The sequence below is a fragment of the Rhizobium sp. BK376 genome (genome assembly GCF_004341625.1).
Lineage (GTDB): Bacteria > Pseudomonadota > Alphaproteobacteria > Rhizobiales > Rhizobiaceae > Rhizobium.
Genome location: NZ_SLZG01000008.1, coordinates 101,674 through 127,154, shown reverse-complemented (window position 1 = coordinate 127,154; position 25,481 = coordinate 101,674). Strand labels below are relative to the sequence as shown.

At 58.7% G+C, this 25,481-nt stretch carries 30 protein-coding genes; 17 read left to right on the top strand and 13 right to left on the bottom strand.

What is annotated here, in order from left to right; genetic code table 11:
* Positions 1 to 11: 11 nt before the first annotated feature.
* Positions 12 to 233, top strand: coding sequence for a DUF1289 domain-containing protein (locus tag EV561_RS20115; protein ID WP_132524081.1), 222 nt, complete (start codon positions 12 to 14; stop codon positions 231 to 233).
* On the top strand, positions 230 to 931 hold the full coding sequence (locus EV561_RS20110) for a TIGR02281 family clan AA aspartic protease (protein WP_132524080.1): 702 nt from the start codon (positions 230 to 232) through the stop codon (positions 929 to 931). The genes EV561_RS20115 and EV561_RS20110 overlap by 4 nt, the downstream gene beginning before the upstream one ends.
* 37 nt (positions 932 to 968) lie before the next feature.
* On the opposite strand, the gene EV561_RS20105 is transcribed toward EV561_RS20110, so the two are convergent.
* Positions 969 to 1,406, bottom strand: coding sequence for a VOC family protein (locus EV561_RS20105; protein ID WP_132524079.1), 438 nt, complete (start codon positions 1,404 to 1,406; stop codon positions 969 to 971).
* A gap of 189 nt (positions 1,407 to 1,595) precedes the next feature.
* Here EV561_RS20105 and EV561_RS20100 point away from each other — a divergent pair, with 189 nt between their 5' ends.
* Positions 1,596 to 2,681 (top strand): diguanylate cyclase, encoded by a 1,086-nt coding sequence (locus EV561_RS20100; RefSeq protein WP_132524078.1) that lies wholly within the window; start codon positions 1,596 to 1,598, stop codon positions 2,679 to 2,681.
* A 38-nt stretch (positions 2,682 to 2,719) separates the two neighbouring features.
* Here EV561_RS20100 and EV561_RS20095 read toward each other — a convergent pair whose 3' ends face one another.
* The 4 genes from EV561_RS20095 to EV561_RS20080 form a co-directional block, all read right to left on the bottom strand.
* Positions 2,720 to 3,481, bottom strand: a complete 762-nt coding sequence (locus tag EV561_RS20095) for an ABC transporter permease (protein ID WP_132524077.1) — start codon at positions 3,479 to 3,481, stop codon at positions 2,720 to 2,722.
* Positions 3,478 to 4,404, bottom strand: a complete 927-nt coding sequence (locus tag EV561_RS20090) for an ABC transporter ATP-binding protein (protein WP_132524076.1) — start codon at positions 4,402 to 4,404, stop codon at positions 3,478 to 3,480. Before EV561_RS20090 ends, EV561_RS20095 begins: the two co-directional genes overlap by 4 nt.
* A 393-nt stretch (positions 4,405 to 4,797) precedes the next feature.
* Positions 4,798 to 5,040, bottom strand: coding sequence for a hypothetical protein (locus tag EV561_RS20085; protein ID WP_245512769.1), 243 nt, complete (start codon positions 5,038 to 5,040; stop codon positions 4,798 to 4,800).
* A gap of 81 nt (positions 5,041 to 5,121) precedes the next feature.
* On the bottom strand, positions 5,122 to 6,396 hold the full coding sequence (locus EV561_RS20080) for an extensin family protein (RefSeq protein WP_132524075.1): 1,275 nt from the start codon (positions 6,394 to 6,396) through the stop codon (positions 5,122 to 5,124).
* Between the two features lie 195 nt (positions 6,397 to 6,591).
* Between EV561_RS20080 and EV561_RS20075 the strand changes: the two genes are divergently transcribed.
* From EV561_RS20075 to EV561_RS20040, 8 genes are all read left to right on the top strand, one after another.
* Positions 6,592 to 6,978, top strand: a complete 387-nt coding sequence (locus EV561_RS20075) for an acyl-CoA thioesterase (protein ID WP_132524074.1) — start codon at positions 6,592 to 6,594, stop codon at positions 6,976 to 6,978.
* Between the two features lie 7 nt (positions 6,979 to 6,985).
* The gene (locus tag EV561_RS20070) at positions 6,986 to 7,573 is read left to right on the top strand and encodes a hypothetical protein (protein WP_132524073.1); all 588 of its coding nucleotides are present in this window, start codon (positions 6,986 to 6,988) and stop codon (positions 7,571 to 7,573) included.
* 18 nt (positions 7,574 to 7,591) lie between these two features.
* A complete protein-coding gene (locus tag EV561_RS20065) occupies positions 7,592 to 8,386 on the top strand; it encodes an AraC family transcriptional regulator (protein WP_132524072.1) in 795 nt (264 codons plus the stop codon).
* A 127-nt stretch (positions 8,387 to 8,513) separates the two neighbouring features.
* Positions 8,514 to 9,404 carry an LssY C-terminal domain-containing protein gene (locus tag EV561_RS20060; protein WP_132524071.1) on the top strand — a complete coding sequence of 297 codons (891 nt, stop codon included), beginning with the start codon at positions 8,514 to 8,516 and terminating at the stop codon, positions 9,402 to 9,404.
* Between the two features lie 78 nt (positions 9,405 to 9,482).
* Positions 9,483 to 10,094: a LysE family translocator gene (locus EV561_RS20055; protein ID WP_132524070.1), complete on the top strand. Its 612-nt coding sequence runs from the start codon at positions 9,483 to 9,485 to the stop codon at positions 10,092 to 10,094.
* Positions 10,095 to 10,198: 104 nt separating this feature from the next.
* Complete coding sequence (locus EV561_RS20050; RefSeq protein WP_132524069.1) at positions 10,199 to 10,645, top strand: SRPBCC family protein; 447 nt, start codon at positions 10,199 to 10,201, stop codon at positions 10,643 to 10,645.
* A gap of 1 nt (position 10,646) precedes the next feature.
* On the top strand, positions 10,647 to 11,000 hold the full coding sequence (locus tag EV561_RS20045; RefSeq protein WP_132524195.1) for a helix-turn-helix domain-containing protein: 354 nt from the start codon (positions 10,647 to 10,649) through the stop codon (positions 10,998 to 11,000).
* Between the two features lie 75 nt (positions 11,001 to 11,075).
* A complete protein-coding gene (locus EV561_RS20040) occupies positions 11,076 to 11,555 on the top strand; it encodes a hypothetical protein (RefSeq protein WP_132524068.1) in 480 nt (159 codons plus the stop codon).
* 25 nt (positions 11,556 to 11,580) lie between these two features.
* On the opposite strand, the gene EV561_RS20035 is transcribed toward EV561_RS20040, so the two are convergent.
* The 3 genes from EV561_RS20035 to EV561_RS20025 form a co-directional block, all read right to left on the bottom strand.
* Positions 11,581 to 12,765 (bottom strand): DUF1501 domain-containing protein, encoded by a 1,185-nt coding sequence (locus EV561_RS20035; RefSeq protein WP_132524067.1) that lies wholly within the window; start codon positions 12,763 to 12,765, stop codon positions 11,581 to 11,583.
* Positions 12,766 to 12,775: 10 nt separating this feature from the next.
* Positions 12,776 to 14,308, bottom strand: coding sequence for a DUF1800 domain-containing protein (locus EV561_RS20030; RefSeq protein WP_132524066.1), 1,533 nt, complete (start codon positions 14,306 to 14,308; stop codon positions 12,776 to 12,778).
* Between the two features lie 139 nt (positions 14,309 to 14,447).
* Positions 14,448 to 15,158: a class I SAM-dependent methyltransferase gene (locus EV561_RS20025; protein WP_132524065.1), complete on the bottom strand. Its 711-nt coding sequence runs from the start codon at positions 15,156 to 15,158 to the stop codon at positions 14,448 to 14,450.
* Between the two features lie 112 nt (positions 15,159 to 15,270).
* On the opposite strand from EV561_RS20025, the gene EV561_RS20020 reads away from it, so the two are divergent.
* Entirely contained in the window at positions 15,271 to 16,032 is a 762-nt protein-coding gene (locus tag EV561_RS20020) for an AraC family transcriptional regulator (RefSeq protein WP_132524064.1), read from the top strand.
* A 22-nt stretch (positions 16,033 to 16,054) separates the two neighbouring features.
* Here EV561_RS20020 and EV561_RS20015 read toward each other — a convergent pair whose 3' ends face one another.
* On the bottom strand, positions 16,055 to 16,990 hold the full coding sequence (locus EV561_RS20015; protein WP_132524063.1) for a phytanoyl-CoA dioxygenase family protein: 936 nt from the start codon (positions 16,988 to 16,990) through the stop codon (positions 16,055 to 16,057).
* A 157-nt stretch (positions 16,991 to 17,147) separates the two neighbouring features.
* On the bottom strand, positions 17,148 to 18,401 hold the full coding sequence (locus EV561_RS20010; protein ID WP_132524194.1) for an arsenic transporter: 1,254 nt from the start codon (positions 18,399 to 18,401) through the stop codon (positions 17,148 to 17,150).
* A 248-nt stretch (positions 18,402 to 18,649) separates the two neighbouring features.
* Here EV561_RS20010 and EV561_RS20005 point away from each other — a divergent pair, with 248 nt between their 5' ends.
* The 5 genes from EV561_RS20005 to EV561_RS19985 all read left to right on the top strand — a co-directional run bounded on the left by EV561_RS20005 (position 18,650) and on the right by EV561_RS19985 (position 22,391).
* Positions 18,650 to 19,150 carry a hypothetical protein gene (locus tag EV561_RS20005; protein ID WP_245512767.1) on the top strand — a complete coding sequence of 167 codons (501 nt, stop codon included), beginning with the start codon at positions 18,650 to 18,652 and terminating at the stop codon, positions 19,148 to 19,150.
* Between the two features lie 557 nt (positions 19,151 to 19,707).
* Positions 19,708 to 20,274: a hypothetical protein gene (locus tag EV561_RS20000; RefSeq protein ID WP_132524062.1), complete on the top strand. Its 567-nt coding sequence runs from the start codon at positions 19,708 to 19,710 to the stop codon at positions 20,272 to 20,274.
* Positions 20,275 to 20,428: 154 nt separating this feature from the next.
* A complete protein-coding gene (locus EV561_RS19995) occupies positions 20,429 to 20,920 on the top strand; it encodes a hypothetical protein (RefSeq protein ID WP_132524061.1) in 492 nt (163 codons plus the stop codon).
* A 246-nt stretch (positions 20,921 to 21,166) separates the two neighbouring features.
* On the top strand, positions 21,167 to 21,937 hold the full coding sequence (locus tag EV561_RS19990; RefSeq protein WP_132524060.1) for a glucose 1-dehydrogenase: 771 nt from the start codon (positions 21,167 to 21,169) through the stop codon (positions 21,935 to 21,937).
* Between the two features lie 16 nt (positions 21,938 to 21,953).
* Positions 21,954 to 22,391, top strand: coding sequence for a hypothetical protein (locus EV561_RS19985; RefSeq protein ID WP_132524059.1), 438 nt, complete (start codon positions 21,954 to 21,956; stop codon positions 22,389 to 22,391).
* Positions 22,392 to 22,534: 143 nt separating this feature from the next.
* On the opposite strand, the gene EV561_RS19980 is transcribed toward EV561_RS19985, so the two are convergent.
* From EV561_RS19980 to EV561_RS19970, 3 genes are all read right to left on the bottom strand, one after another.
* Complete coding sequence (locus EV561_RS19980) at positions 22,535 to 23,029, bottom strand: hypothetical protein (protein WP_132524058.1); 495 nt, start codon at positions 23,027 to 23,029, stop codon at positions 22,535 to 22,537.
* A gap of 601 nt (positions 23,030 to 23,630) precedes the next feature.
* On the bottom strand, positions 23,631 to 24,269 hold the full coding sequence (locus EV561_RS19975) for a hypothetical protein (protein ID WP_132524057.1): 639 nt from the start codon (positions 24,267 to 24,269) through the stop codon (positions 23,631 to 23,633).
* A 152-nt stretch (positions 24,270 to 24,421) separates the two neighbouring features.
* Positions 24,422 to 25,108, bottom strand: coding sequence for a GntR family transcriptional regulator (locus EV561_RS19970; protein ID WP_132524056.1), 687 nt, complete (start codon positions 25,106 to 25,108; stop codon positions 24,422 to 24,424).
* Positions 25,109 to 25,481 lie beyond the last annotated feature (373 nt).

Sequence of the window (25,481 nt, the reverse complement as noted above, 5' to 3'; positions counted from 1 at the left end):
TATATTGCCTCATGCAAACACCCTGCATTCTCGTCTGCTCCATCGACATGAACACCGGCTACTGCTTCGGCTGCGGACGCACGCGCGAAGAGATCGGCGCATGGACGCTCTACAGCGACCAGGAGCGGAGCGACATCATGGCCGGTCTGCCCGAACGGCTTGCAACGGTCGAACGCAAGCCCCGCAGAGAGACGCGCCGTCAGCGGATGTTGCGGGAGCGAAGCGCTCAATGAACCGACTGAATGTCGTTCTCGTCATTTTGGGTATCGGTCTGGCGCTGCTGGTCTTCAATCACGACAGCGGAACGACCTTCGGCATAGACAATGATGATTTCGGTCGCATGGTCTATCTGCTGCCGATCGCCCTTATGATCGGCGCCGGTATCTGGGCAAGCCGCCATACCGTCAGCGAAACCCTGCGCAATCTCCTGATCTGGCTGGTGATTATCCTGGCGCTCGCGACCGCCTATCTCTACCGAGCGGATGCGCTGGCCGTGGGGAACCGCCTTCTCGCCGGCCTCATTCCCGGCCGCGCCTTCGTGGTCACGACCAGCGAAGGCGGCCAGGAAGTCATCCTGCACAAACTCCTGAACGGCCATTTCGAGGCTGACGTTACGATCAACGGGCAGAACGTATCAATGCTTGTCGATACCGGCGCAAGCATGGTCGCCTTGACACGGAGGGACGCAGAGCGCGTCGGGCTCGTTCCCGAAAACCTTGCCTATTCCATGACCGTGATGACCGCAAACGGTCGCGCCCGTGCAGCGCCCGCGAGATTGGGTTCGGTCGCGATCGGCCCCATCATTCGCCACAACGTCGAGGCAATGGTGGCCGAGAACGGAAAGCTCGATCAGAGCCTGCTTGGCATGAGTTTCCTGGAAACGCTGGGATCGATGCAGATGCAAACGGACGAGCTGCGCCTGCGGGATTGAGGCGTTACCCGGCGCCGGTCCAGGTCCAGGCATTTCATCAGCTGAGTTCCTGGGCAAGCCCGATGAGAATTCCTTCAGGCCCTCTGATATAGCAGAGCCGATAGGCGTCCTTATACTGAACGACTTCGCCAACGAGCTGAGCACCGCGGTTGCGGAGCCTTTCGAGCGTGTCGTCGATATCGTCCACTGCGAACATGACGCGGAGGTAGCCGAGAGCATTGACTGGGGCATCCCGGTGATCCGCAACGACATGCGGCGCGAGGAAGCGGGAAAGCTCAAGTCGGCTGTGGCCGTCAGGCGTGCGCATCATGGCGATCTCGACATGCTGGTCGCCCAATCCGGTAACGCGTCCGGCCCATTCTCCTTCGATCGTCGCCCGCCCCTCAAGCTCGAGCCCGAGTTCGCGAAAGAAATCAATCGCCCCTCCGAGGTCCTCGACGACGATTCCGACGTTGTCCATCCGCTTGAGCGCCATGTTTCCGATCCCCCAGTTGTCGTTCCAATCTACAGGCTGTCGCCCTGCCCAACAACGGACGCCTCAAACCGCCGCCATAGCAAGGGTGAAAGACCGGTCGCGTGTTCTTTAGCATCAATTGATACTAAGTCTTAAAGCTTATGAGCGAATGTGCGGATAGCGCATGATGCGAGGCTATAGAACAGCACGATGTCTCACCCGTCCCGTACGCGAAATGCTCTCCGGAAAATTTTAAGGTTCGGGGGCTTCGCGTCCCGGCTCCCATCCCTGGGCAGCCGCGGATATCTGGAAACCATCGACCACCTTGAGCGACAGCTGCAGGAGCGCGACGCGCTTATCAGCAGTCAGGCAGCCGCACTCGCCCATAGCAGAAAGATATTCGATCGCGCCTCCGTGTCCGCCCAGATCGGCGTGTGGGAATGCAGCCTTCCGGACGAGACGCTCCATTGGACCGACGTCGTTTATGATCTCTTCGACCTGCCGCGCGGTTCGGTGATCGATCGCAGCGAAATCGTCGAATGCTACTCACCGGAATCGGCAAGGGAACTGAAGCTCCGCCGAGACCGGGCGATCGAGGAGCGTAGCGGCTTCACCATGGACGCGGAAATCATAACGCGGAACGGAAACCGCAAATGGATACGCCTGACGGCGAGCGTGGAATGCGAGGACGATGTGCCCGTTCGCATCTTCGGCATGAAGCAGGACATCACCGAAGAAAAGATCATGCTGGATCGAACGCGCTACCTGGCCGAGTTCGATCTGATGACGGGTCTTGCCAATCGCAGCCAATTCCTGACGAGGCTCTCAAGTTTCTGCGACCATCATGGCGAACGGAAATCGCTTGCCGCACTGCTTCTCGTCGACCTCGATGGCTTCAAGGCAGTCAATGACAGCATGGGCCACGCCGCGGGCGACGAATGCCTGAAGGAGGCTGCAAGCCGCCTGAGGAGCGTCTGCGGCGATGGCGCTTTCGTCGCGCGCATCGGCGGCGACGAGTTTGCAGCCCTGATGGGACCTTGCACCGATCGGGGAACGATTGCGGAAATGGCGCGCGACATCATCGGCAGCTTGTCGCGACCGGTCGACTACTACGGCAGAACGCTGACACTTGGCGCCTCCGTCGGCATCGCGATCATAGATGGCTCAGTACCGTCAGAACTTTCCCGCAGAGCTGATACCGCTCTCTACGCGGCCAAGGGTGCCGGACGGGGAACATTTCGTTTCTACAAGCCGGAACAGGAGCCGGCCATGACCAATCCTCGCGACGCCGCCTGAGCGAACTCAGGCACGCGCTTTCGATCAGGCGCCCGCCGTCAGTTCCGGAGCCGGTAGCCGGTCTTGAATATCCATCCCAGCGTTGCAAGGCAGATGACTAGGAAGATGGAGATCATCGCCAGGCTCAATATCGGATTGACATCCGCGATCCCGAAGAAGCTCCAGCGGAAGCCGCTGACGAGATAGAGAACCGGGTTGAGGTGGCTGACCGCCTGCCAAAAGGGCGGCAACATGTTGATCGAATAGAAGCTGCCTCCGAGGAAGGTTAGCGGAGGCACGACCAGCATGGGAATGAGATTGAGCTGTTCGAAATTCTTCGCCCAGATGCCGATCATGAAGCCGAACAGGCTGAAGCTGACGGCGGTCAGCACGAAGAAAAGCACCATCATGAACGGATGCAGGATGGTGACATGCACGAAGAAATTCGCAGTCAGCAGGATGATGAAACCGATGATCATCCCTTTCGTCGCCGCCGCTCCGACATAACCGATGATGATTTCAGTCATCGCGATCGGCGACGACAGCACCTCATAGATCGTGCCGACGAATTTGGGGAAATAGATGCCGAAGGAGCCGTTGCTGATGCACTGGCCGAGAAGCGTCAGCATGATGAGGCCGGGCGTGATGAAGGCACCGTAGGACACGCCCTCGACCTCCTGGATGCGCGAGCCGACCGCAGCGCCGAAGACGATGAAATAAAGCGACGTCGAGATAACAGGCGAGATGACGCTCTGCAGCAGCGTGCGGCGCGTTCGGGCCATCTCGAACCTATAGATGGATTTGATCGCCTCGATGTTCATTTATGTCCTCCGACCAGCGAAACGAAGATATCCTCGAGCGAACTCTGCCGCGTCGAAAGATCCCTGAAATGGATGCCCTCCTCTTCCAGGCGGGAGAGGAGCTTGGCAATGCTGGCGTGTTCGTGCGTGGTGTCGAAATCGTAGATGAGAGTCGTCCCGCCATCCCCGACCGAAAGGCCGTTCCCCTGAAGACAGTCGGGCAGCGCCTCAAGCGGCTCGACAAGGTCGAGAATGAGCTGCTTGCGTCCGAGCTTGGCCATCAGCGCCGCCTTCTGCTCGACGAGCAGGAGTTGGCCGCCATTGATGACACCGACGCGGTCGGCGATCTCTTCCGCCTCTTCGATGTAATGCGTCGTCAGGATGATCGTCACGCCGGATTGGCGCAGTCCCTCGACCACATGCCACATGTCCTTGCGCAGCGTCACATCCACGCCGGCCGTCGGCTCGTCGAGGAACAGGATCTCGGGTTCGTGCGAAAGCGCCTTGGCGATCAGCACCCGTCGCTTCATGCCGCCTGAGAGCTCGCGCAGCGTATTGTCCTTTTTCTCCCAGAGAGAGAGATCGCGTAGCACCTTCTCGATATGGGCGGGATTTGCCTTCTTGCCGTGCAGGCCGCGCGAAAAGCTCACCGTGTTCCAAACCGTTTCAAACTGATCCGTCGTCAACTCCTGCGGCACCAGCCCGATCATGCTCCGCGTCGCGCGGAAATCCTTGATGACATCGTGGCCGCCAACGGTAACCGTGCCGCCGCTCGGATTGGCAATGCCGCAAACGATCGAAATCATCGTCGTCTTGCCGGCGCCGTTCGGCCCCAGCAATGCCAGGATTTCGCCCTTCTCGACATCGAGATCAATGCCCTTCAGCGCCTGAAAACCGTTTGCATAGGTTTTGGTGAGATTACGGATGGAAATGATTGGCGCCATGGCGGGAAACGGTCTGCTCTTCGACTATTTTTGCGGCTTTTGCCCGCTTTATAGCCCCTTCCGGGTCTTTTACCACCCCGCTTGTAGCGAACAGTGTGTTCGTTTCAGAATATTCAACGATCACTCAGTCTTGTCATCAAATCGTGACCTTCCTCCGACATAAAACCGATCAGGTGATCGAAGGTTGCTGCATTTCCGCCCAACGCCTCTTGGCCGCATCTTTGGTACCTGCCCATATTGGACATATACTTGTTGCGTTTATACTGATCGCATCATTTCGATATGAAGTTTGATTACCGGAGCCAGCAAACATCCCCTGTCGTTGCTGGGCACCACTCAAGCCGGCCTTCGTGCCGGCTTTTTTTCGTCTTGCCTTAACGTAACCTCAATCGACTACCAGGCGCCGTTCGCCCCGCATCCGGCCGGTGGCAGCGAGCCGTGGCCAAAGCGTTCTTTCAGCTTGGCGCATCCGATCTGCCTGACGGGATCAGGCATCATCATGTTGAGGCCGACGCCGACCTCGTCGAACAGATCGTGGGAATAGGCGATATAAATGTACCAGCGCCCCACGACGACGATGGCAACGGCGATGAAGACCGCAAGGATGGTGGAGGTGAAACTTGCCGCTCTGTTCAATATGCCCTCATTCGACCGGATCCGTGCAGCGGCTAATGTGTCGTCCGCATCGGGTTCCGGCAACCGGACATAGTCCGCAAATTACAGGCTGCAATAGCGCCGGCCACCCTTGCGATCCCTCAGATCGAAATGAAAGTGGTTCCAATGTTCCGGGTTGCTGCCGGGACCAAGCACGGTATCGAAGTATTTGCAGCTGTCGGAGCGCACCGCCTTGAGAAGCCCGCCTTCGCGGAACGAGAACAGACCCTTCTTGCGGACGTCGATTTCGTGGCCGTTCTTCAGGATGAACCTGCCGACGTCGATGGCGTTGCCATGGGCATGTTCGGACATCGGATTATAGCGCTGCGAGCTGTTGTTCATGCGCCGGCAGGAATAGCCGCCGAGGGGCACGATCGTTCCGACGCCGGACCAGTAGCGGGTGCGGGCTGCCGGTGCGAGTTCGTTCTTCACCCATTTGGCAAAGGCAAGCGTCGTCTGGCAGTTCAGCGTCACCGCGGGGCTGACATTGATGTCGCCCGACAGTCCGCTCAGCGAAACCGGATAGGGTACCTGGCAGGCCGGACCGTTCGAGATCGGCGGCTTGTCCTGGAAAAGAACACCGAGACGCTTCAGCTCCTGCCGGCATTGCAGCTCGGAAGCCGGCATGACACCGGGGGCCTGTGGCGCCATCGGAGCGGCCGGCGGTTCCGGCATCGACATCGGGTTTTGCACGCGGGGGAGCATCGCGACCTGCTGCCCCTGCGGCATCGCAGGTGTCTGCCTGAGCTGCGCCTGTGCGGCCGGGCGCGGCAGACGGGATTGATTGGTCTGCACGGGGTTTTCCGTGCCGATGCCATCGACGATCGGCTCCTCGCTCTCGCCCTCGGCTATGTTCTGCTCTTCCTCCTGCGCAAGTCCGACCACCGGCTGCTGATTGCCACCGACACCGAGGCCGGCATCCATGTTGATGCCTTCGGAGGGAGCGGCGGACATCTGGTTGGAAGCCTGCATGCCGCTGTTCGAAACGGGAGCAAGACCAGGCGATGTCTGACGCTGCGGTGTTGCAGCATCGAGGGAGCTCGGCATCTGGCTCGCTGCAGCGCGGGGCTGGCCACCGACCGAATGGCCGAGACCGGCAAGATTGGGCGTGTCGAGATAGTCGACCGACGCTGAACTCACCGGCGCCCGGGTCGTGCTGTAGGCATATTGCGTCTGCTGCTGTGCAATCGGCGCTGCGCGACGCGGCTGGATGGCGCTGACGCGTGTACCGCTATCGACGCTGCCCGGGGGCACGAGGCTATCGGCCGTGCATGCGACCAAAGCGGATGACAGGAAAAGATGAACGACAGACCGCCGCAGGAAGGAAAAATACGCCATACACTCCATCCACTTCTGCTGCCAGCGTGGTCGGCAAATTTCCTTCAAATTTTAGATAAGATTGGTGAACGAATACTTACCTGCCGCAACGGCATAGCAGACTGTGCAACCGCGCATGGGCAAGGCCGTTCCCTACCAATCTGGATTGACGTAGGCTGCGCCTGGAATCGAAGCCACAACGATCGGAGCGACTGAATGAACGACACTTTGAAGCCAAGGGGCGAATTGACGCTGCGAACCCTCGCCATGCCCTCGGACGCAAACCCCGCCGGCGATATTTTCGGTGGCTGGGTCATGGCGCAGATGGACTTGGCAAGCGGCATCCGCGCCGCCGAGCGCGCCCGGGGCCGTGTTGTCACTGCTGCCGTCAAGGAAATGGCTTTCGAACTTCCGGTCAAGATTGGCGATACGCTGAGCGTCTTCACCCACATCGAACGCGTCGGCCGCACCTCGATCACGCTCATCGTCGAAGCCTGGGCACACCGCTCGCGCTACAACAAGCTGGAAAAGGTCACGGCCGGCACCTTCATCATGGTCTCCCTCGACGAAAACGGCCTGCCGAAACCCGTCGCGCCGGAGTAACGAGGCGATGGGAGGAGCCAACAGCCCGGAGGTCTACGTCTATATCAGGACGGTGATGTCGATCGTCATCAGCCTCAGCCTTGCGCGCCTGCTCACTGGGCTTGCCGGCTTCGTGCAGTCGCCCGGCAAGCACAAGGTCTATTGGGTCCAACTCGGCTGGGTGCTGTCGATGTTCCTGTTCATCATCCATTTCTGGTGGTGGGAATATCGGCTGGGCTCCCTCGCCGTCATAAATTTCGGCGTTTATCTCTTCCTCATCTGCTTCTGCTGCCTTTTCTATTTCCTCTGCGTCGTGCTGTTCCCGACGTCGGTGGAGGACTATGGCGGCTACGAAGAATATTTCATTTCCCGTCGTCGCTGGTTCTTCGGTCTCCTGGCGGTGACCTATGCCGTCGATCTGATCGACACGATCCTCAAGGGGCAGGCCTATTTCCATTCGCTCGGCTGGGAATATCCTGTTCGCAACGTCGTCTACATCCTTCTCTGCATCGCCGCCGCCATCACGGCGAACCGTCGTTTCCAGGCGGCTTTGGTCATCACCGGCCTCGTCTATCAGATCAGCTGGATATTCAGGCTCTATGATGTGCTAGGCTAGCGCCCGAGGAGATTGCCGATGGCGGCTGGCGGTTTCAGGATGTTGCGCTGTGAGATCGAGGGCGTCGAAGCTGTCGAGGCCGAAACGTGCCATTCCTTTCCGCGCCACATGCACGAACAGTTCGGCATCGGCCTCATCTATCGCGGCGCGCAAAAATCGCTGAGCGGACGCGGCATCGTCGAGGCCAGCGCCGGCAGCACGATCACGGTCAATCCCGGCGAGGTTCACGACGGCATGCCGATCGGCGATCACGGCCGCGCATGGCGAATGCTCTATTTCGAACCACGCCTGATTGCCGAAGCGATCGAGGACATGAGCGAGAGCAAGACAGATGACTTCGAATTCTCCCAGCCCGTGATCGACAGAGACGATATCGCCCTCCGCTTCGAACGGCTCTACCGGGCACTGACCACGCGAGGCGAAACCATCAGATACGAGGAAGCGCTGCTGACGCTTGTCGCCTCGGTGCAGCCTGATCGTAAGGACAGCCCCTCACCGCCTTCATCCGTTGCCCGGGCGCAAAGCCTGATCGACGACGATCCGGCAAAAGCGCTGACGCTCGCCGATCTTGCCCAGGAAGCCGGCCTCAGCCGCTTCCAGTTGCTACGAAGTTTTGCCCAAGCAAATGGCCTCACACCGCACGCCTACATCCTGCAACGTCGCGTCAACATGGCAAGACGGCTGATCGCCCGCAGGACCCCGCTTGCCGAGGCGGCACTCGAAGCCGGATTCGCCGACCAGAGCCACATGACCCGCATCTTCCGCCGGACTTTCGGTGTCTCGCCCGGCGCGTATGCTGACGCTGTCGCCTAGATCGATATTTCCGTTTCGGGAGATCGCCCGCGACCAGGAACGACCGCGCCACTGTTCCAGTATTTTAGTGTAAAATCGCGCTGACGAATGGTGAGGTCGAGTTCATCTGACACTGGGAGGAAGTGTTGTGAGATTGCTGGCGCGCCTTTTCCAGAGGTTTCTGGTTTTCTGCCTGGGCTTACTTACCGTCTGGCTGATAGTCTTCGTCGTTTTTGATACTGCGGACAACAGGCTTCCATGGATTCTTGCAGCGTGCCTTACCTATGGTGTGGCTGCTTACGTCATTTTGCCGAATGTGGTCCGCTTGGGCCTGAAGATTCTTCATCGCGGGCTTATTCCCAAATATACGATCGCGGTTGATGGCCTGCCCGGCGACCCCGTAAATTTCGTCCTCATCGGCACCCTTCAGCAACTCCGTGAGGCCTTTGCAACGGCAGGCTGGTCGACGGCCGACCATTTGGGGATAGCAAGCTCGTTGCGAATGATGCGCGCGTTTCTGATGAATTCCGCCTATCCGACCGCCCCCTTCAGCACGTTCTATCTCTTCGGTCGACGGCAGGACATCGGCTTCCAGGAGCCCATCGATGACAGTCCCCGCAAGCGCCACCACATCCGGTTCTGGGCGCTTGATCTCGCCCATTCCGAGGAAGACATGAGCTCGCCGAGCTTCTGGCTGAAGACGGACAAGCCTTCCCCCGACGAGCGCGTATTATGGGTTGGGGCGGGCACGAGAGACACCGGGCTTTCACTAACCTGGCTAACGTTCCAGATCACACATGCCACGGATTCGGATACGAATGCCGAGCGCGACTACATCGTCAACGAGCTCAAGGCAAAGTGCGTGGTCGGAGATGTCGTACTGCACCAGTCCGGTTCACGTCTGATGACCGGAAAGGTCAACCATTACATTACCGATGGTGACGTTGCGTTTGCCAGCCTGACTGTCGGCGCCACTGATGGCAATCACGCGCAGTCATCGAGCCCTGTGAACCCTGATCCGGCAAGCCCTGCTCCGTAGCGCTGCAATTTCGTTCAAGATCGATCCCGCCGGACGCGCTTCTGTATGACCTCCCCATCAACGCAATGGAGCGCCCTCATGTCCCTCGAATATCTGCTGACCTCGATGATCGTCATCCTCCTGCCCGGCACGGGCGTTCTCTACACGCTCGCCTATGGCCTCAGCAAAGGATGGCGCGCCAGCTTGTTGGCCGCCTTTGGCTGCACGCTCGGCATCGTGCCGCACATTGTCGCCAGCGTGGCGGGTCTCGCCGCCCTGCTCTATGCCAGCGCCATGGCATTCCAGGTCATCAAATATCTCGGCGTCGCCTATCTCTTCTACATGGCCTTCAACGTCTTGCGTTCCGGCGGCTCGCTGCAGATCGATGAAAGCAACCGTTCGGTGACGCCGGCAAGGATCGTCATCAACGGCATCCTGCTCAACATCCTCAATCCGAAACTGTCGATCTTCTTCCTCGCCTTCCTGCCGCAGTTCGTACCAGTGACATCGACGGCGCCGACATCGGAGATGCTAGAGCTCGGACTGATCTTCATGGCGCTGACCTTCATCACCTTCCTCGGCTACGGCGCCTTCGCCTCGGCCACGCGACACTACGTCATCGCAAGGCCACGCGTGCTTCTATGGTTCCGGCGCGGATTTGCCGGTGCGTTCGGCCTGCTCGGACTGCGCCTTGCGCTCGCCCACCAGTGAACGGCAAACGATGGCGGCTCCTCGCCGCCATAGAAACTGCAACTTTTCGGTTGCGCATTTCCGGGTGATGGAGCATCTTAATCGGCAACCAGTAGGTTGCCGATATGACCAATCAAATCGAAAAGACAATCGAGCTGAATGCACCGATCGAGCGTGTTTGGCGGGCTTTGACCAATCATGAAGAATTCGCCGAATGGTTCCGCGTGAAGATGAACGGCCCCTTCGTGCCGGGAGAAGAGGCATCCGGCCAGATCCTGCATCCCGGTTATGAACACCTGACCTGGAAAGCGACGATCAAGCAGATGGAGAAGCCGCATCTCTTCTCCTTCACCTGGAACCCCTATGGGATCGATCCCGACGTCGATTATTCCAAGGAACCCCCGACGCTGGTCGAATTCCGGCTGCGACCCATTCCGACCGGCACGCATCTGACCATAACGGAATCGGGCTTCGACAAGGTTCCATCAGGCCGCCGGGCCGAAGCGTTCCGCATGAACGATATGGGATGGACGCAGCAGGTCCAGAACATCAAGGCGCATGTCGAACGCTGAAATGCAGAACGCCGACATCCCGAACGCGGCTCCAACGATTATCGATACCGGCCCTGCCCCGATCTTCGCAGCACTTGGAGACCGTACGCGTCTGTCGCTGCTGACCAAGCTCGGCGACGGGCGCCCGCGCTCGATTGCCGACCTCTCGCTCGACGCCGAGATTACCCGACAGGCCGTCACCAAGCATCTGCAGGTATTGGAACAGGCGGGACTGGTCACAAGCGCGCGGGTCGGTCGCGAAAGCCAGTTCACCTTTCGCCGCGAGTCCCTCGACAGCCTCATGGATTATCTCGACCGCGTCTCCCGACAGTGGGACGATGCCTTGGAACGGCTGCGGGCATTCGTGGAGAAATAGCGCTAGAGCCTCATCATAACGTCCACGCAAGGTTGCAGTCATATGCCTCGATTGTTTTCAGACGAGGATATTTTCATGAAAGTGGATACGAACACCAATAGATACTCGATCTATGCCGGCCAGAAGCAACAGCCCGCCGGCAACGCCGATTTCGCTTCGCAAATCGCGGATATCTCCGGCGCGGAAGATGATGCGAGCTCTGGCGACACCTATGATTTTACCGACATGACACCCTCGCAGGTGCAAACGGCCGCCGAAAATCTGTTTCAATCCGGAGATATCGATCTGACGCAGGCGTTCAAGCTGCAGACGATCGGCTTGCCGCTCGGCACCATGGGCCCAGATGGCACGGTCGTTCCGCTATCCTCCGCTCAACGTGCAGACTATAGCAACACGCCGATGAACTACATTCAGCTCACTCAAGGCGCTGTCGACAGCATTGTGCAACAAGGGCAGGCTGGCGATCCCCGCTCCGGCTATCAAAATTGGCAGAGCCTTCTGTCAACCTTGCAGAACATGCAGGCCGAACCGGAATCCTCCAGCGCTGCAATATGAAAAGCGCTGGTGGCAACGTTCGCGCTCAAACCTTCAGAAATTGCGACGACTTGTCGAAGCTCACGCCCGGAAAGATCTTCGCCGTCAGATCGTCTGCGCCGACATCGAACTGGCGGTAGAGCATCGCGGCCGCGATCTCGCGCACATCTGATGTCGGCATCAGGTCGCGATCCTCGAACAGCTGCTCGTCCTTGACGCCCGGCCATTTGCCGAGCACGCGGCCGCCATTGATCGCCCCGCCCGCCAGCAGGCAGCAGCCGCCCGTGCCGTGGTCCGTTCCGCCGGAACCGTTCTGCCGGACGGTGCGGCCGAATTCCGTCATGGCGAGCACGACCGTCGTCTTCCAAGCCTCGGGGCCAAGCGTATTCTTCAACGTCACGACAGCCTGGGCGAGATCCCCGGCAGCCTTCTTGAACTGGGCCACCTGCTGGACATGCGTGTCCCAGCCGTTGATGGAGAAGCTTGCGATACGGTATTCGCGAAGCAGCATCTTGCCCGCAAGCGCCGCAATATCGGTGATCTGCTCGCCGCGCTTGGCACCCGGATCATCGCCCATCTTGGCCGATTGATCGGCACGGCTCGCCTCCTCCATCGCCTTGGCGAAGGCCGGATCGTGGGCATAGAGCCGCGTCAGGAACTGCATCTCGTCGGCACCCATGCCGAAATTGGAATCGGATGCCCAGACATCGACGATGTTCGGACCGGAAAGGATCAGTTCGGTCGACGTATTGATGTCGATCGCCTTGCGCGCCGTCGAGCGCGGGATGGTGGCGAGCGCCCGGTTGAGCCATCCCGTCTTCTCCTCGGCGACATGGCCACCGCCCGATTCCAGCATGTCCTGGCCGTCGAAATGGCTGCGCTGGTCGCGGTAGGGCGTCGAAGCCGCGTGAACGAAGGCGAGCTCCTTGGCCTTCCACAGAGGCAAAAGATCGGCCGCGGCCGGATGCAGCCCGAAGAAGCCGTCGAGATCGAGCAGGCCCTTGTCGGGCGCAATGGCGATATCCGGCCTCAGGCCTGCAAAGGAGGCCTCGCCGTATGGCTGCACCAGATCAAGCCCATCCATCGCGCCGCGCAACACGATGGTGACGAAGCGGTTGTCACCCGGCATCGCGGCAAAGGTGACAGGCGTAAAGATCGGCGCTGCCGCCAGGCAGCAGGCGGAAGCGAGGAAGCCGCGACGGGAAAGCGAGAAAGCATTGTCGTTTGCCATCCGGGAACTCCTAGCGACGGTTGAATTCGGGAGAAGCAAGCACGAGCGTCAGCCCCATCATCTTGTTCGGCGCCTGCGAGACGACGCGGATCGTGTCGTCGCGGGCCGCATCCGCCAGCGTATCCTTCAGAAACTGCCGCGGATCCTCCTGCTTGCCGTAGCGGCCGATTGCGCGCCGTGCCCAGGAAATCCGCTCCGAGAGCTCGCTGGCATTGATCCAGGCATCGAAGCCTTCGGGAAAGCCGGCAGGGCTTGGCGGCTGCCAGATCGGCTGGCCCATGCGGCGCAGGGCGTAGAGCCCGAGACCGCGCGGCACATAGAAAGTCGCATCGATCGCCGCCTGCCGGCGCTGCTGCTCCCTGGGATCAGGCGGCGCATTGCTACTACCAGGGACGACAGCGGGACCATTGCCCGCGCCCTTGGGGCCGCCATCAGCCATCGCCTGCCCTGCAGCCTCATCATCCGACAGCGGATCGCCGACATTGCCGGCGGCCGGGTTCTTGGCGAGATTAAACGCCCGCAATCCCGCCACCACGAAATCGAAGGGCTGCCGCGCCTTGGACCCTTCGTTCGTCCAGGCAGCTGGATGGTCGAGCATGGCACTATAAACCGCCATCAGATCGCCGTCGGTCTTCCGCCAGCTCTCCACCATCGCGTCTATCATCTCCTGCGGCGGCGTGTCGGAGATGAAATGGACGGCAAGCTTGCGGCTAATGTGCTGCGCGGTCTTAGGGTTCAGCGCCAGATCATCGAGCATCTGCAGATAGTCGCGCTCCTTGCGCGGCGAACCGCCGTAGCTGACGCCCAGAACCTGATGGCTGCCCGGCTCCGCGACGGCTCGCCGGAAGGCGGTCTCGACACCCTGTCGGTCGACCGTGATGCCGGTCAGCACCATGGCCGCGGATCGCACGTCGTCCTGCGTGTAGCCGCTGCCGGCGCCGAGCGTGTGCAGCTCCATCAGCTCGCGGGCCAGGTTTTCGTTGAGCCCCTTGTTGCGCCTGATGCCGATGGGAGAATCCGGCCCCAGCGACTGGGCCTGGTCGAGATAGATCAGCATCGCCGGATGCTGCGTGGCGCTGCGCAGCAAGGTCGGAAAGGTCGCGCCAATATTCGGCCGGATCGCCTCCGCTTCGAACAGAGGCACGATCAGCTTCATCGGTTGGTTCTTGATGGCACTGACCGAAAAATGGTCGGTCCAGAAAGTCGCGAGCCGTTCATAGAAACCGTTGGGCGAGAACACGGCCTGGGCAATGCGCGCATCCGCATCCCTTTGGTAACTCTGCTGCAGCTCCGTGAAGACTGCCCTCCGCTCCTCACGCTGAGCATTGTCGTCGATATCACTTGTATTGATATCGCGCAGCCGGCCGAGAACACTGCTGATCGCCTGCCGCCGCGCCTCGATTCTACCGAGCGGAAACAGGCAGGTACCGTCGGCAACGCGGATAGGATCGAGCAGCTCGCTCTTCGTTGCCGGATGCGCCTCACCAGGACGGAATCCATAGCCGAAACGCAACGCCGCCATGGTCGGGAAGGAAAGGCTCATCGCTTGCCACCGGAAATCGTGATTACCAATCCGCGACACGCTCGCAGCCAATTGTGTCGGGAACGTTCAGAAATTGTGGCTTTTTTCGGACATGGACAATTTGTAATTCCCTTGCGTCAGGCAGAGCGGAAAAGAATCCTCAGCGACGCCAGCAGATCCAGGCGCCCCAGAACAGGCTGGAGAAGAAACGCTGCGGCCGCTCGAAGCCCGCCTCCGCCAGAAGGTCCAGAACGGCCTGCTCCGAATGAGGCGGATCGGCACCCTGCAGGATCTTGCCGAGTTTCTGCTTCACCTCGTCCTCGGAAGCGCCTTGCATGCGCCACCGCTCACCCCAGGCGGACAAGAGCAAGGGTTGCTCCGCATAAGCATAATGATTGCAGGCCAGGATGAACGGTGCTCCCGCTGCGAGCCGCGCCGCAATGTCAATCAGGATCGCGCGCTTTGCATCCTCACCCGGCAGATGATGAAGCACGCCGATCAATGTCGCAGCGTTGTATGATCGATCCCTCTGCACGTCGGCCACGACGCCGAGCTGACTTGTGACGCGATCGGCAAGTCTCGCGTCCGCAGTGCGCGACATCGCCAAATCAAGCATGGGCGCGGATGGATCGACGGCATGAAACCGCCATTTCGGTGCAAGCCTTGCCGCCGTGATCATCTCCATGGCGCTGCCGCCAGCGCCTGCGACGAGGATCGACGCCTCCCTGTCGGCTCCGATCGCCGCGCTCAGCAGACACGCCGCCAGCTCATGGCAGGCATCGTAGCCGGCGAGCGCGATCCGGCTCTGCGTCAGATATTCTCCGGCACGGGACGCGTCGAACTTGGCTGCCGGATCGGTGGGTAATGTCATCGGATATCTCCATGTCTGGATTGCCCAAAGCTTGGCTTCGGGGCCTCGGCATGCAATCTATCGGACATTGAGCGATGCATCGTCCGTATTTCGTGATTGAAAGTCCATCAGAATGACCTCTGGCCCACCGGTGAAATTCGATCGCCTGACCGCCTTTCTCAAGTCCTTCGAATTGAGAACCACGGTCTTGCCCGCGAGCGAAACACGGCCTGCCAATCTCTATATCGAAATGGACGAGGATGCGGACACGGCGCGGCGGGTCGTCTTTCATCCGCGGGAGACGCTGCGTCAAAGCCGGTACGATACCATTGCCGCGCTCGTCGATTTCGGCGGCGCCGCCAATCCGTTGATCTCCAGCCTGCCGGAAGAGCTGGTGTTCGAACTTGAGAATGATCCCGCGCTCAGCGGCATCGCCTCGCTCTTTCTCGCCGAAGCCAGAGAACGCCGCTGTGGCGGCAATACCGTGATGGATCGGCTTTGCGAGGTCATCGTCGTCATGGCGATGCGGCGGGCCATCGATGCCGGCGCCGTCGGCCGCGGGCTGCTGGCCGGCCTTGCCCATCCATCGCTGCATCGCGCCATGTCCGCCCTCCATGCCGAGCCCGCAAAGCCGTGGCGTATCGAGGAATTGGCAAGCGTGGCCGGCATGTCGCGCAGCCATTTCATGGCGCAGTTTTCCGCAATCGTCGGCGCGACCCCGTCGAACTATCTGAACGCCTGGCGGCTGACCCTCGGACATCGGCAGATGGCGCTTGGCAGATCGGTCAAGCAGACGGCACAATGCGTCGGCTTCGGCAGTGCCTCGGCTTTTTCAAGGGCATTTTCGCGCGCCTATGGATATTCGCCCGTCGAGGTTTCCGCAAAGACCGGTTAGCGGCAACGTCTTGGCGACCACCTCACAGCATGTCGTCGAGGCTCCAGTGGTTGTTCCAGCGCGCATCGATCTCGTCATCGACATTCTGGTAACGGATATCAGTCGAGAGCCGGATGCGGCCTGCCACGTCGCGGTTGGTGGTCGAGGCATGGATCATGTAGGGACTGTGCAGCATGATGTCGCCGGCCTCGTAATCCGCGCCTAGCCAGCGCGTATCGAAGCGCTCGGCCATGTCGGGCAGATCCTTCGAGACCCAGCCGCCCTCGGTCATGTTCCTGTTATAGGCGCTGATGCGCTCCTCCGGCGTCAGCGATGCGCCGGCCGCTTCGAATTCCTTCTCCATGCGCCTACCGATGGCATGGGACCCCTCGAGATAGACCAGCCCGCCCATGTCGATCGGGATATCGCCGATCGGTATCCAGGCGGTGACGATGCGGGTCGTGCCGCCGCGCAGGTAGACGAGGTCGTAGTGCGCTGGCGTCACCGTGGCGGTGCCCGGCCGCGTGAAACGCATGATCTTGCGTTTGTGCAGATAGGAAATGCCATGGAGGAATTCGTCCATGAAGGCGGCAAGCCGCGGCTGCGCGCAAAAACCCTCATACATCGTCGAGCGCACCAGCGACATCAGCCGGCGATCCGCCAGCAACTTGTCGCCCACCCCATCGGAGGAAAATCCCATCATCGGATCCGACTCCGCCTTGACGATGCCCGTCGCCATCAAATGTGCAAATACCCAGCCGCGAAAATCGAGCACCTCCTGCCGATCCAGGAAGCCCTTGAGCCAGAGATAGCCCTGCTCTTCATATTGGTGTCGCAGGTCTGCAAGGCTGGTGTCGGCAGGCGTCGGCTTCAGCGTCCCGAAACGGTTGGACGCCGTCGACAGCATCTTGCCGTTTGCCTCGAGCGGCCGCAGCCCGGACGCCTTGGCCTCTCGTGAAAACTGCAACACCTCAGCCATGCTCGCCCTCCCCAGAACTCCGACATGCCTTACTTACGCTAGCACAGCCGCAAAGGTGGGCCAATTGCGATCCGATCGCCACTGACGGCTATTCCTCATCGCTCAATATTCACAATTGAAGCGGCAAGGAAACGATGCGGCGAACGAAAGATTGGCCCTACAACACGAGTGCCAGCAGCGAGAGAAGCAACGCCGGGATCATCACGACGGTGCCGAGTTTCAGGAATTGCCAGGCGCCGATGTGGTAATTCTCACGCCGGAGTGCTGATAGCCATAGGATGGTGGCAAGCGAGCCGGTCACCGAAAGGTTCGGCCCGAGATCGACGCCGATGAGGATCGCGCCCGACACGGTGTCAGGCACGTTAGCAGCCTGCACCGCACTACCGGCCACGAGCCCCGAAGGCAGGTTGTTGACGAGGTTCGACACGAAGGCGACGATCACCCCTGACGACATCGCCGTCCATTCCGGCGAAATCTGCGCATAATATGTCAGCTGTGCCGCCAGCATCCGCGTCAGCCCGGTACGATCCAGGGCTTCGACGATGATGAAGAGGCCGGCGACCAGCGGCAGCACGCCCCAGGATATTCCGCGCAAGGTCTGCGCCGGGCCTTCGCGGTTTACGATCATGATCAGCAGCGAGGTGACGATACCCGCCGCGAAGGTCGGCAAGCCGAGATCGAAGCCGAAGCCGGATGCGACGATCAGGATGATGGCCGTAGCAACCAACCCGACGCCCGCCAGTCGCGCCGTCGGCGACAGATGAAGCGCTTCGACCTCTCGTGCGATCGTCTCGCTTCCGAGCGCACGGCGCTGGGTCCCGTAGAGCATCACGAAGGTCACAGCGATCGCAACGACCGACGGCAAGGCAAAGGTCGCGAGCCATCGCCCCAGAGGCGGCATGTGACCGCCGCCGAAGATGACCAGATTGGCGGGATTAGAGATCGGCAGCACGAAGCTCGCGGCATTGGCGATGAAGGCACAGATCAAGAGATAGGGCAGCGGCTCCTTCACCTTGGCCGCCCGTGCGGCGGCATAGACCGCCGGGGTCAGGACGACGGCCGTGGCATCGTTGGACAGAAATGCCGTCACGACGATCCCGACGATATAGATCAATATGAAAAGCCGCTTCGGTGAGCCCTTGGCATGCGAGGTGGCGATGACGGCAAGCCAGTCGAACAGCCCTTCCCGTCGCGCCAGTTCCGACAACAGCATCATGCCGATCAGGAAGAGATAGACGTCGAGCCCCCTGCTCGCACCGAGCCAGGCATCCTGCCATCCGATCAGACCGAGCAGCACCAGCAGCAGGGCGCCGCAAACGGCCCAGATCGCCTCAGGCCAGCGGAACGGACGCGTGATCACGCCGAGCGCCGTCATGCCCGCAATGCCCCATGTCAACGAAATGGATGTGATCAACTGGAAATATGCTTTCTGCGAAGGTGATGTCTGTTGCTCATGCTCTAGCCGCACGGCAGAAACGGCGCAAGCATGCCGAAGGTTCAAAGGTGTTGGCCACAGTGCATCAGACAGTCGCTTGGCCCCAAAACCGAGATGGAATCGACGCTACGGGATTGCGTGCTGAGGCGAAGACGTGAAAGACTGTCCTCCGCTGGGGAAGTCATTCGTTTTTGCACATTGCATTTCTGCCAAGGATCGCCCGCGTGACACAGACATCAGCCTTCTCGCCCTCTCCGCTCCGTGCTTTTACCCGTACCCTCTTGCTTGCCGCGATCTGCGTCGCGCCGCTCTCCCAGGCGAAAGCCGCCCCGGCCTGTTGGTCACTGCTCCAGAGCAAATATGGGCCCGGCATCGAGAAAGCCGTCGACGAGGCAGACCCCTGCGAGAAGGTGCCGGGCCTCGATCACAAGGAGAAATTCGTCCTCAAATCGCTTGATCTCTGCTCCGCGCCGTCAGGCGTGCAGATCAACGCCCGCGCCGACCTTGCCTGCAAATCCGGCTCGCACGGCCTGCTCCAGGCAACGGTCAGCGGCGAACTCGAGGCATCCATGACCGTCGATATCGGCGCCTGCAAGGTCACCGATGCCCATGTGGGCGTCAACGGCCCGATCGGCCAGTTGCTCTCCTCGGTCGGCGAAATCCAGGGCCTCGCCCGCAGCTTCGCCCAGCGAAAGATTTCGGAAATCTGTGGCGGCGGCAAGTAGCGTCGCCGGGGCAAACTGCGGCTGCGCAACACGGGATAGGCCATTCCTTGAAGGGATGGACTATCGATTTGACCCCGCTCCGTGATGGTACGACGGAACGCTCTGCTCCGGCGTGTCGTATTTGTTGGTCGTGCACGACGCAAGAACGACCGCAGATGCCATTACCAACGCCCATCGCGATGGCAATTTGCGCAAGCTCTGTTTGAGATAGCTGTCCGACAAGATTGCACCTCTCGAAGCCTGGGTGTGATTTGACAGGGATCGCTTCCGGTTCGATCTCGAAGATAGAAGCCAAATGACCAAATTCCAGATCACGCTCTAAGGACTCGGGGCGGTCGGAGCAGAGCTACTATATTCCGCCAGGAATTCTGAATTCGCCCGCAGGGAAATGCCACCAACGATAGATCGCCATAGTAATCTCTCGCGAATCGCGATCATAATAGCTTTCTGGGTTCGTTGTTTAGGCACGTGCTGGCATCAATGATGACTACGACAGCGAGCGTACCGGCTTGACATAGAACCTGTGGCAAACTTGCTCACTCAAGTGACAATGGCGAATGAAACAAGTGACGAGACGTTCATTCTTAGCTGTACTTCTTGGTCTGTTTGGCTCGGGAAAGACCAAAGCCGAGACGCCGAAATCGTCGTTTCCGCCTGTACCTCGTTGGCATCCATCCTTTTCGCAGCCTCTTGACCGTGTGACGGATCGAATTTCCTACTATGCCAATCGGCGCAAGGACTTCGTTGTATTCCGCGACGGAACTTGTGTACTACTGGCCGACGGACTTACGGAAAAACAGGCGGCTGAATTCGCACTTAAAGTCTTATCCGATATCCTCAACTTTCATCCCGATATGAATCCAACACCGATGGATGACGGAAATCTTTTGGTCCAATACAATCACCCCGCCGTAAACGTTGTGCTACACGACGTGGCCCAAGCCCATTGGTCGGAGATTGAATCCCGCTATATGGATGGCCTCACGCCGTCGGAAGTTCTTGTCACCCCGTTGGGGCCGAACAAATTCGACGCGTTGGGGAAGCAGGCGCTCCTGGGTCGGGCGTACATGTTTATAGATGCACAAAAACCCGAAATTTCAAAGATTATACGCCACAATCAATGATTGATCATGGCATCCGCAGTCACCGGCGGCACTTGCGAACAAAAGTTCCGGATAATTCCCAGGCACAGGGTTCGGTCGTGATGGCGCGGCGGGATTCTTAATTCGATAACGCGGCTGCAATTGCGCCCCCCACGCTAACAGGAAACAATCCAACTTGCTGAACCTAGTTGAAATTGCGGCTCACGCGACAATCGGCCCAATACGCGTGGGGCAAACTTTTAGTGAGACCCTGCGTATCCTGGGCAACCCCAGCCACCTCGACTTTCGTTACGACATGTTTGATGGCACCTTGCTCTACGGCCCTGCTGAAATCTTTTTCCGAATTAATGGCAAGAATGTTTCGTCCTATCTCGTTCAGCTCCACCTTTTTAGAGTAACAACCCGCCGCCGCCTAAGGATCAATAGGGATATCTCGTTTGAAAGACCCGAAAGATCCGAGCTTTCATATGAGCACTTGCAACAGGCCATGCACGACGCTCGTGTCGAATACAAAACCAACTCTCCTGAGCGAGTGGAGGAAGGGATGTATCCTTTGATGGAATTCGACAAGAAGGTTCGGTTTTATTTCTTGCCTTTTGGTCGCGGTGGAAGCCTTCGGTTGAGTTATATCGAGCTCGGGGACTTCCAGCATGGGCCGGACACTTAAAATCGCAGCGGGTTCAGCGATCGTGCCCTTCGCCTTGGGGGCTAATAACGCATGATGACCTGCTGAAGGCCGACGCCTGGTCTCCTGTCGGCCAAAGCGGACCGCCCGAGCTGGCCAATCGATCTGATTGCGAAGACGCTGGCGGATCGCCCGTCGGTCAAAGCGACGCGCCTCGCCATACGCGTAACATCTGGCATCCGAACGTCGACGCTGCCATAAATGAACTTCATCGAGGGAGGCAGGATAATGCAGAAGAATGCGCCGGACTTTAGCCTTGAAAACAAGGTGACTTTCGTGACGGGAGCGAGCCGTGGCATCGGCAGAGCTTGCGCGCTTGCCTGTGCCGCAGCAGGCTCCGACATCGTGTTGGGCGTCCGCGATGTCGCTGCGGCAGCAGGCCTGGTTGCCGAGCTGGAGGGTACGGGACGAAAAGTCCTCCCTGTTCAACTGCACATTCCCGACAAGGACCACATCACACAAGCCCTCCACGCGGCGCTCACGACCTTCGGCCGCATCGACATCCTCGTCAACAATGTCGGCGTGGCTCCGGGCAATCTCGCCGAACTCGTCGAGGAGAAGGACCTTGACGAAATACTCGATGTCAACATCAAGGGCACTTTTCTGATGACGCAGGCGGTCGCCCGCGAAATGATCAAGCGCAATAGCGGCCGGATCATCAACATCAGCTCGCAGGCCGGTACCGTGGCACTGCGCGGCGAGGCAATCTATTGCATGAGCAAGGCGGCGATTAATCATCTCACCCGTTGCCTTGCAGCCGAATGGGCACGCTACAACATCACCGTGAATACCGTATCCCCGACCTTCATCCACACGGATGGCACGGCGCCTTTTCTCTCCGATCCCGACAATCACAAGGCGACGCTCGATCACATTCCGCTCGGCCGGATCGGTGAAACCGATGATGTCGTCGGTGCCGTCGTCTTCCTTGCATCACCCGCTGCAAGCCTGATCACCGGCGCGAACCTGCTGGTGGACGGTGGATGGTCGGTCGCCTGAGGGCAGAGAAGCCAGAATGAAGATAAAGTCGATCAGCGCGGCCTTATATGGTTTTGATGGCGAGTTGGATTGGGTCAGTCCTATTTCCATTCGAATCGAATTTTCCGACAATTTTGGCATTCGGATACGATGCGCCGGCGATGGCGAGAGCATTTTCACGGATGATCAGTCTCTTGCAGGCCCCGTAAACATGGAGGAGGCAGGAAGGATCGAAGTCCACCCGTTGAACGACCGTTGCAATCTTCCTGCTTCAGCCGACGATATCGATACAGTCAAACAGATCCTCGATGATCATGATGTGATTGTCGGACTGGCTCTGATGAGCAATGACAGCCCCATTCTCTGCTTATGGAACTACGGTGATGAACTGCGCTATGGCAGCTTTGCCAATATGCTTGAGTTTGATTGGGGCGACAAACCCCGGATTTCGGGCACAGCGCTCGCGCTGAAGTAACCTGTCAACAACGCCAACGCTTCCCATCTCATCAGTGATTTGATCAATTTCGAGCTTTTCAATGCCGTCGGCGCAAAGCTCCCCCCACCCACGAGAATGGGTGGGGAGCAGGCCTTGTCACCGAACTCCAGATTGAAGTGAGATCAGCCAAGCGACTTTACTCGCTGGTCTCTTAAATTCATGGCTCTGAAAAAGTGGCGTTCGTATTTTTCATACATCGAAAGTGCCCACTCGCCGATTGCAATCTCTGGCTGAGAAAGGGGGCACCTATAATCCTTGATATATCGCACGTCACCGTTATCGAGGCGTACCTCCGCATGCTCTATATGAGGCGTGAAATCTGAAAATCGGATATACATGTATGCGAATAAAATCAGGTAGAACTTGTCGACCTTCTTTGTGTACGCCGCAATTTCCTCGATCTTGGACTGGATTATACAGAGATCAGCAAGCCTTCGCGCACGTTCAAGTTTTACGAACAATAGAAAGAGCTGCTTGTCGTCCAGAATCGTTTTTCCAGTTTCGAAATATAACACGCCGTGCGAAATAAGCTTCCGTTTGGTAAATTTATAAATCGACATACCGTCTCCGGATAGAGCGCTCACTGCAACAACGACACAGTGGCGAGGTTGCTTCATCTCAACTCATCTCGATGTGCGGCAGGAAAAATCAGACTGGCGCGCACGCTTAAGCTGAAGTCCAGTCGATAGCCCGCGTTCGGGCCATTGCAGACAATCATTGCCATTGGCGGGGTTTGTGATCTATGGCTCACCGGATGATGACAAAAGCAGCGAAGCCATGTCAATTTACAGAACGGCGTTCCTATATTCCCTGTGGGTTTCCCTCGTATTCGTGACTTCAATTTTTTGGTTTTCAGAGCTGACGCGCTTATATGGAACAATCCGTACGATCGCGGGAGCAGTAATCTGGCTTGCTCACGGTATTCCAGCAATTTTCTATTTCAAATGCCCGATCTGTGGCGCATCGCTATATGCTCGTGAGCGAACTGTATCGCTATGGAATTCCAAAAAAATCAGCTGGCCTCCTCAACAATTCCTGCCCAACAAGCAATGCCCGAATTGCGGGAATGATCATACTTCTGCAAGAAATCCATAGGTAGTTTTTCTTACCGGCGGATGGCCGGTAACTGGTTCCGAAGCGGATGCATATCGTGGAGTAGGCCGGATTCGGCTCAAAGCAGCCGATTAGCTTGTTTGGGAAGGACTACGCTGAAAGGCTTCATGAGAATCGTTCAGAAAATCGGAGGTACTCGCGTCCTGATAACTTGTGCCGGTGCAAATAATCGACGGCTGAGACCGCTTCTGACCTGGATGCGCTGACTACAATCGAATTGATCTGCGTCCGATGATCGATGTCTTTCACGACATCTTGAAGATTGGAATTCGCCAGATACTTCTCGGCATCATTCCCGTCGACGAAGCTGGAATCGATTTCAAAAACGATTTCTATCGCGCCCGAAGAGATGTTCAGATGGAGGTCGTCGCACAGAGCCCCGAAGTTAACGGCAACATCCTCCGCTTTCCACAAATCAGCCAGCAAAAACTCGGATGGTCTGGTGCTGCCGTGCAGCCCCTCAAGCAGGAGAACGATATCGTCCTTGATCAACTCGTAAGGCCCTTCGAGGTATGACGCCCACTCGATCTGGTAGAAATAGATTTTGTATGGTGCCTCCTCCTCAAAACCGATCTCAAATTTTCCGTACCGCCAATATGTCGGGATGTCTTTCGCGTATGTCGTGATAAAGCTTTCCGGGGCGCCCAATTTTCTGGCCACATCCAGTAAAACTGAATCAGGTGTAATTGGCCCGAAATTTCCCGTCTTCAGGAATTCCCGGAACGAAATCAATGTGCCAGTCATGGTCCTCGCCCAACTGTGATCGATAGATCGAGCTCCCGTCGTTTAACGAAGAAAGGCAACGGCCGCAATCGGCGCAAGGCAGCCCTCGCGCCTTGTCGATGGCATTTACTACCGAATTCCACAAAAACGCCCACCACGACCAGGAGGCAGATTCATTGACCTCTGCTGGCTTCGATGAAGCGGCGCAGCGCCGTGGCTGCGTTCAGCATGTGAGCCCGCATGCGCCGGGACGCCATGTCGCCGTCGCCCTCCGCGATCGCCTGCATGATGGCATCGTGCTCGTCCCTTGATCGGCGCATGCGCTCGCTCTGGCGAAGCTGCGTCCGCCGGAAGGCATTGAGCCTGGAGCGGACCGCTATCGCCTGCTCGGCGAGAAAGCTGTTGTGGGTGGCGTGATAGAGGCAGTCGTGGAATTCGATGTTGAACGCATCGTAGGCGTCAAAATCACCCCTCTCGACCAACGCCTCGGAGGACTCGTGCAATTCGATCAGTTGGCTTCGCTCGAGCGGCGTGATGCGATAGGTGGCAAGCCTGACGCACATGGCCTCGATCTCGGCCACGGTCTCGAACATGTCCATGATGCGCTCGGGCGTCATGTGGGCGACGATGACGCCGCGCCGGGCACGAACTTCGACGAGGCCGCTGACCGCCAGTTGACGGAGCGCTTCACGAACGGGCGTACGGGAGGCGCCAAAACGGTCGGCAAGCTGTTGCTCGTCCAGTGCGGAACCTGCCGCCAGCACGCCGGCGGTGATTTCGTCCGTCAGGGCATTGCGGATCCGGTCAGACAATAGCCCCCGATCGCCGGCTTCATCTTCCGCTTCAAATCCATCCGCCATCTCATCCTCCATATCACGCATGCATTCGACAATGCGGTCCGTGCGCATGCAAGCAAAAACCAATACGCGATTTGCGCATGCAAAAGCCCTATCACGAAGCTGTTATGTATTCAATAATTGACGAATGCTCGCAATTGGAATACACATTAACCATTCAAGACGCACTGCGCATACACGAAGCGACCAGAACGTGGAATGGGGATGCGCAGGGGGAAATTTTCGCAATACGGCGTGATATGGAACCTGTCTGTTACGCCGGACCTGGATGGACACTCTCGACAAACCCTTACCGGCCGGCCAATCCTGTTGGCTCCGGCTCCCAGTCAGCAATGGCATGCTTTCGCATACCCAATCTCTAGGCTACTCGAGGCAG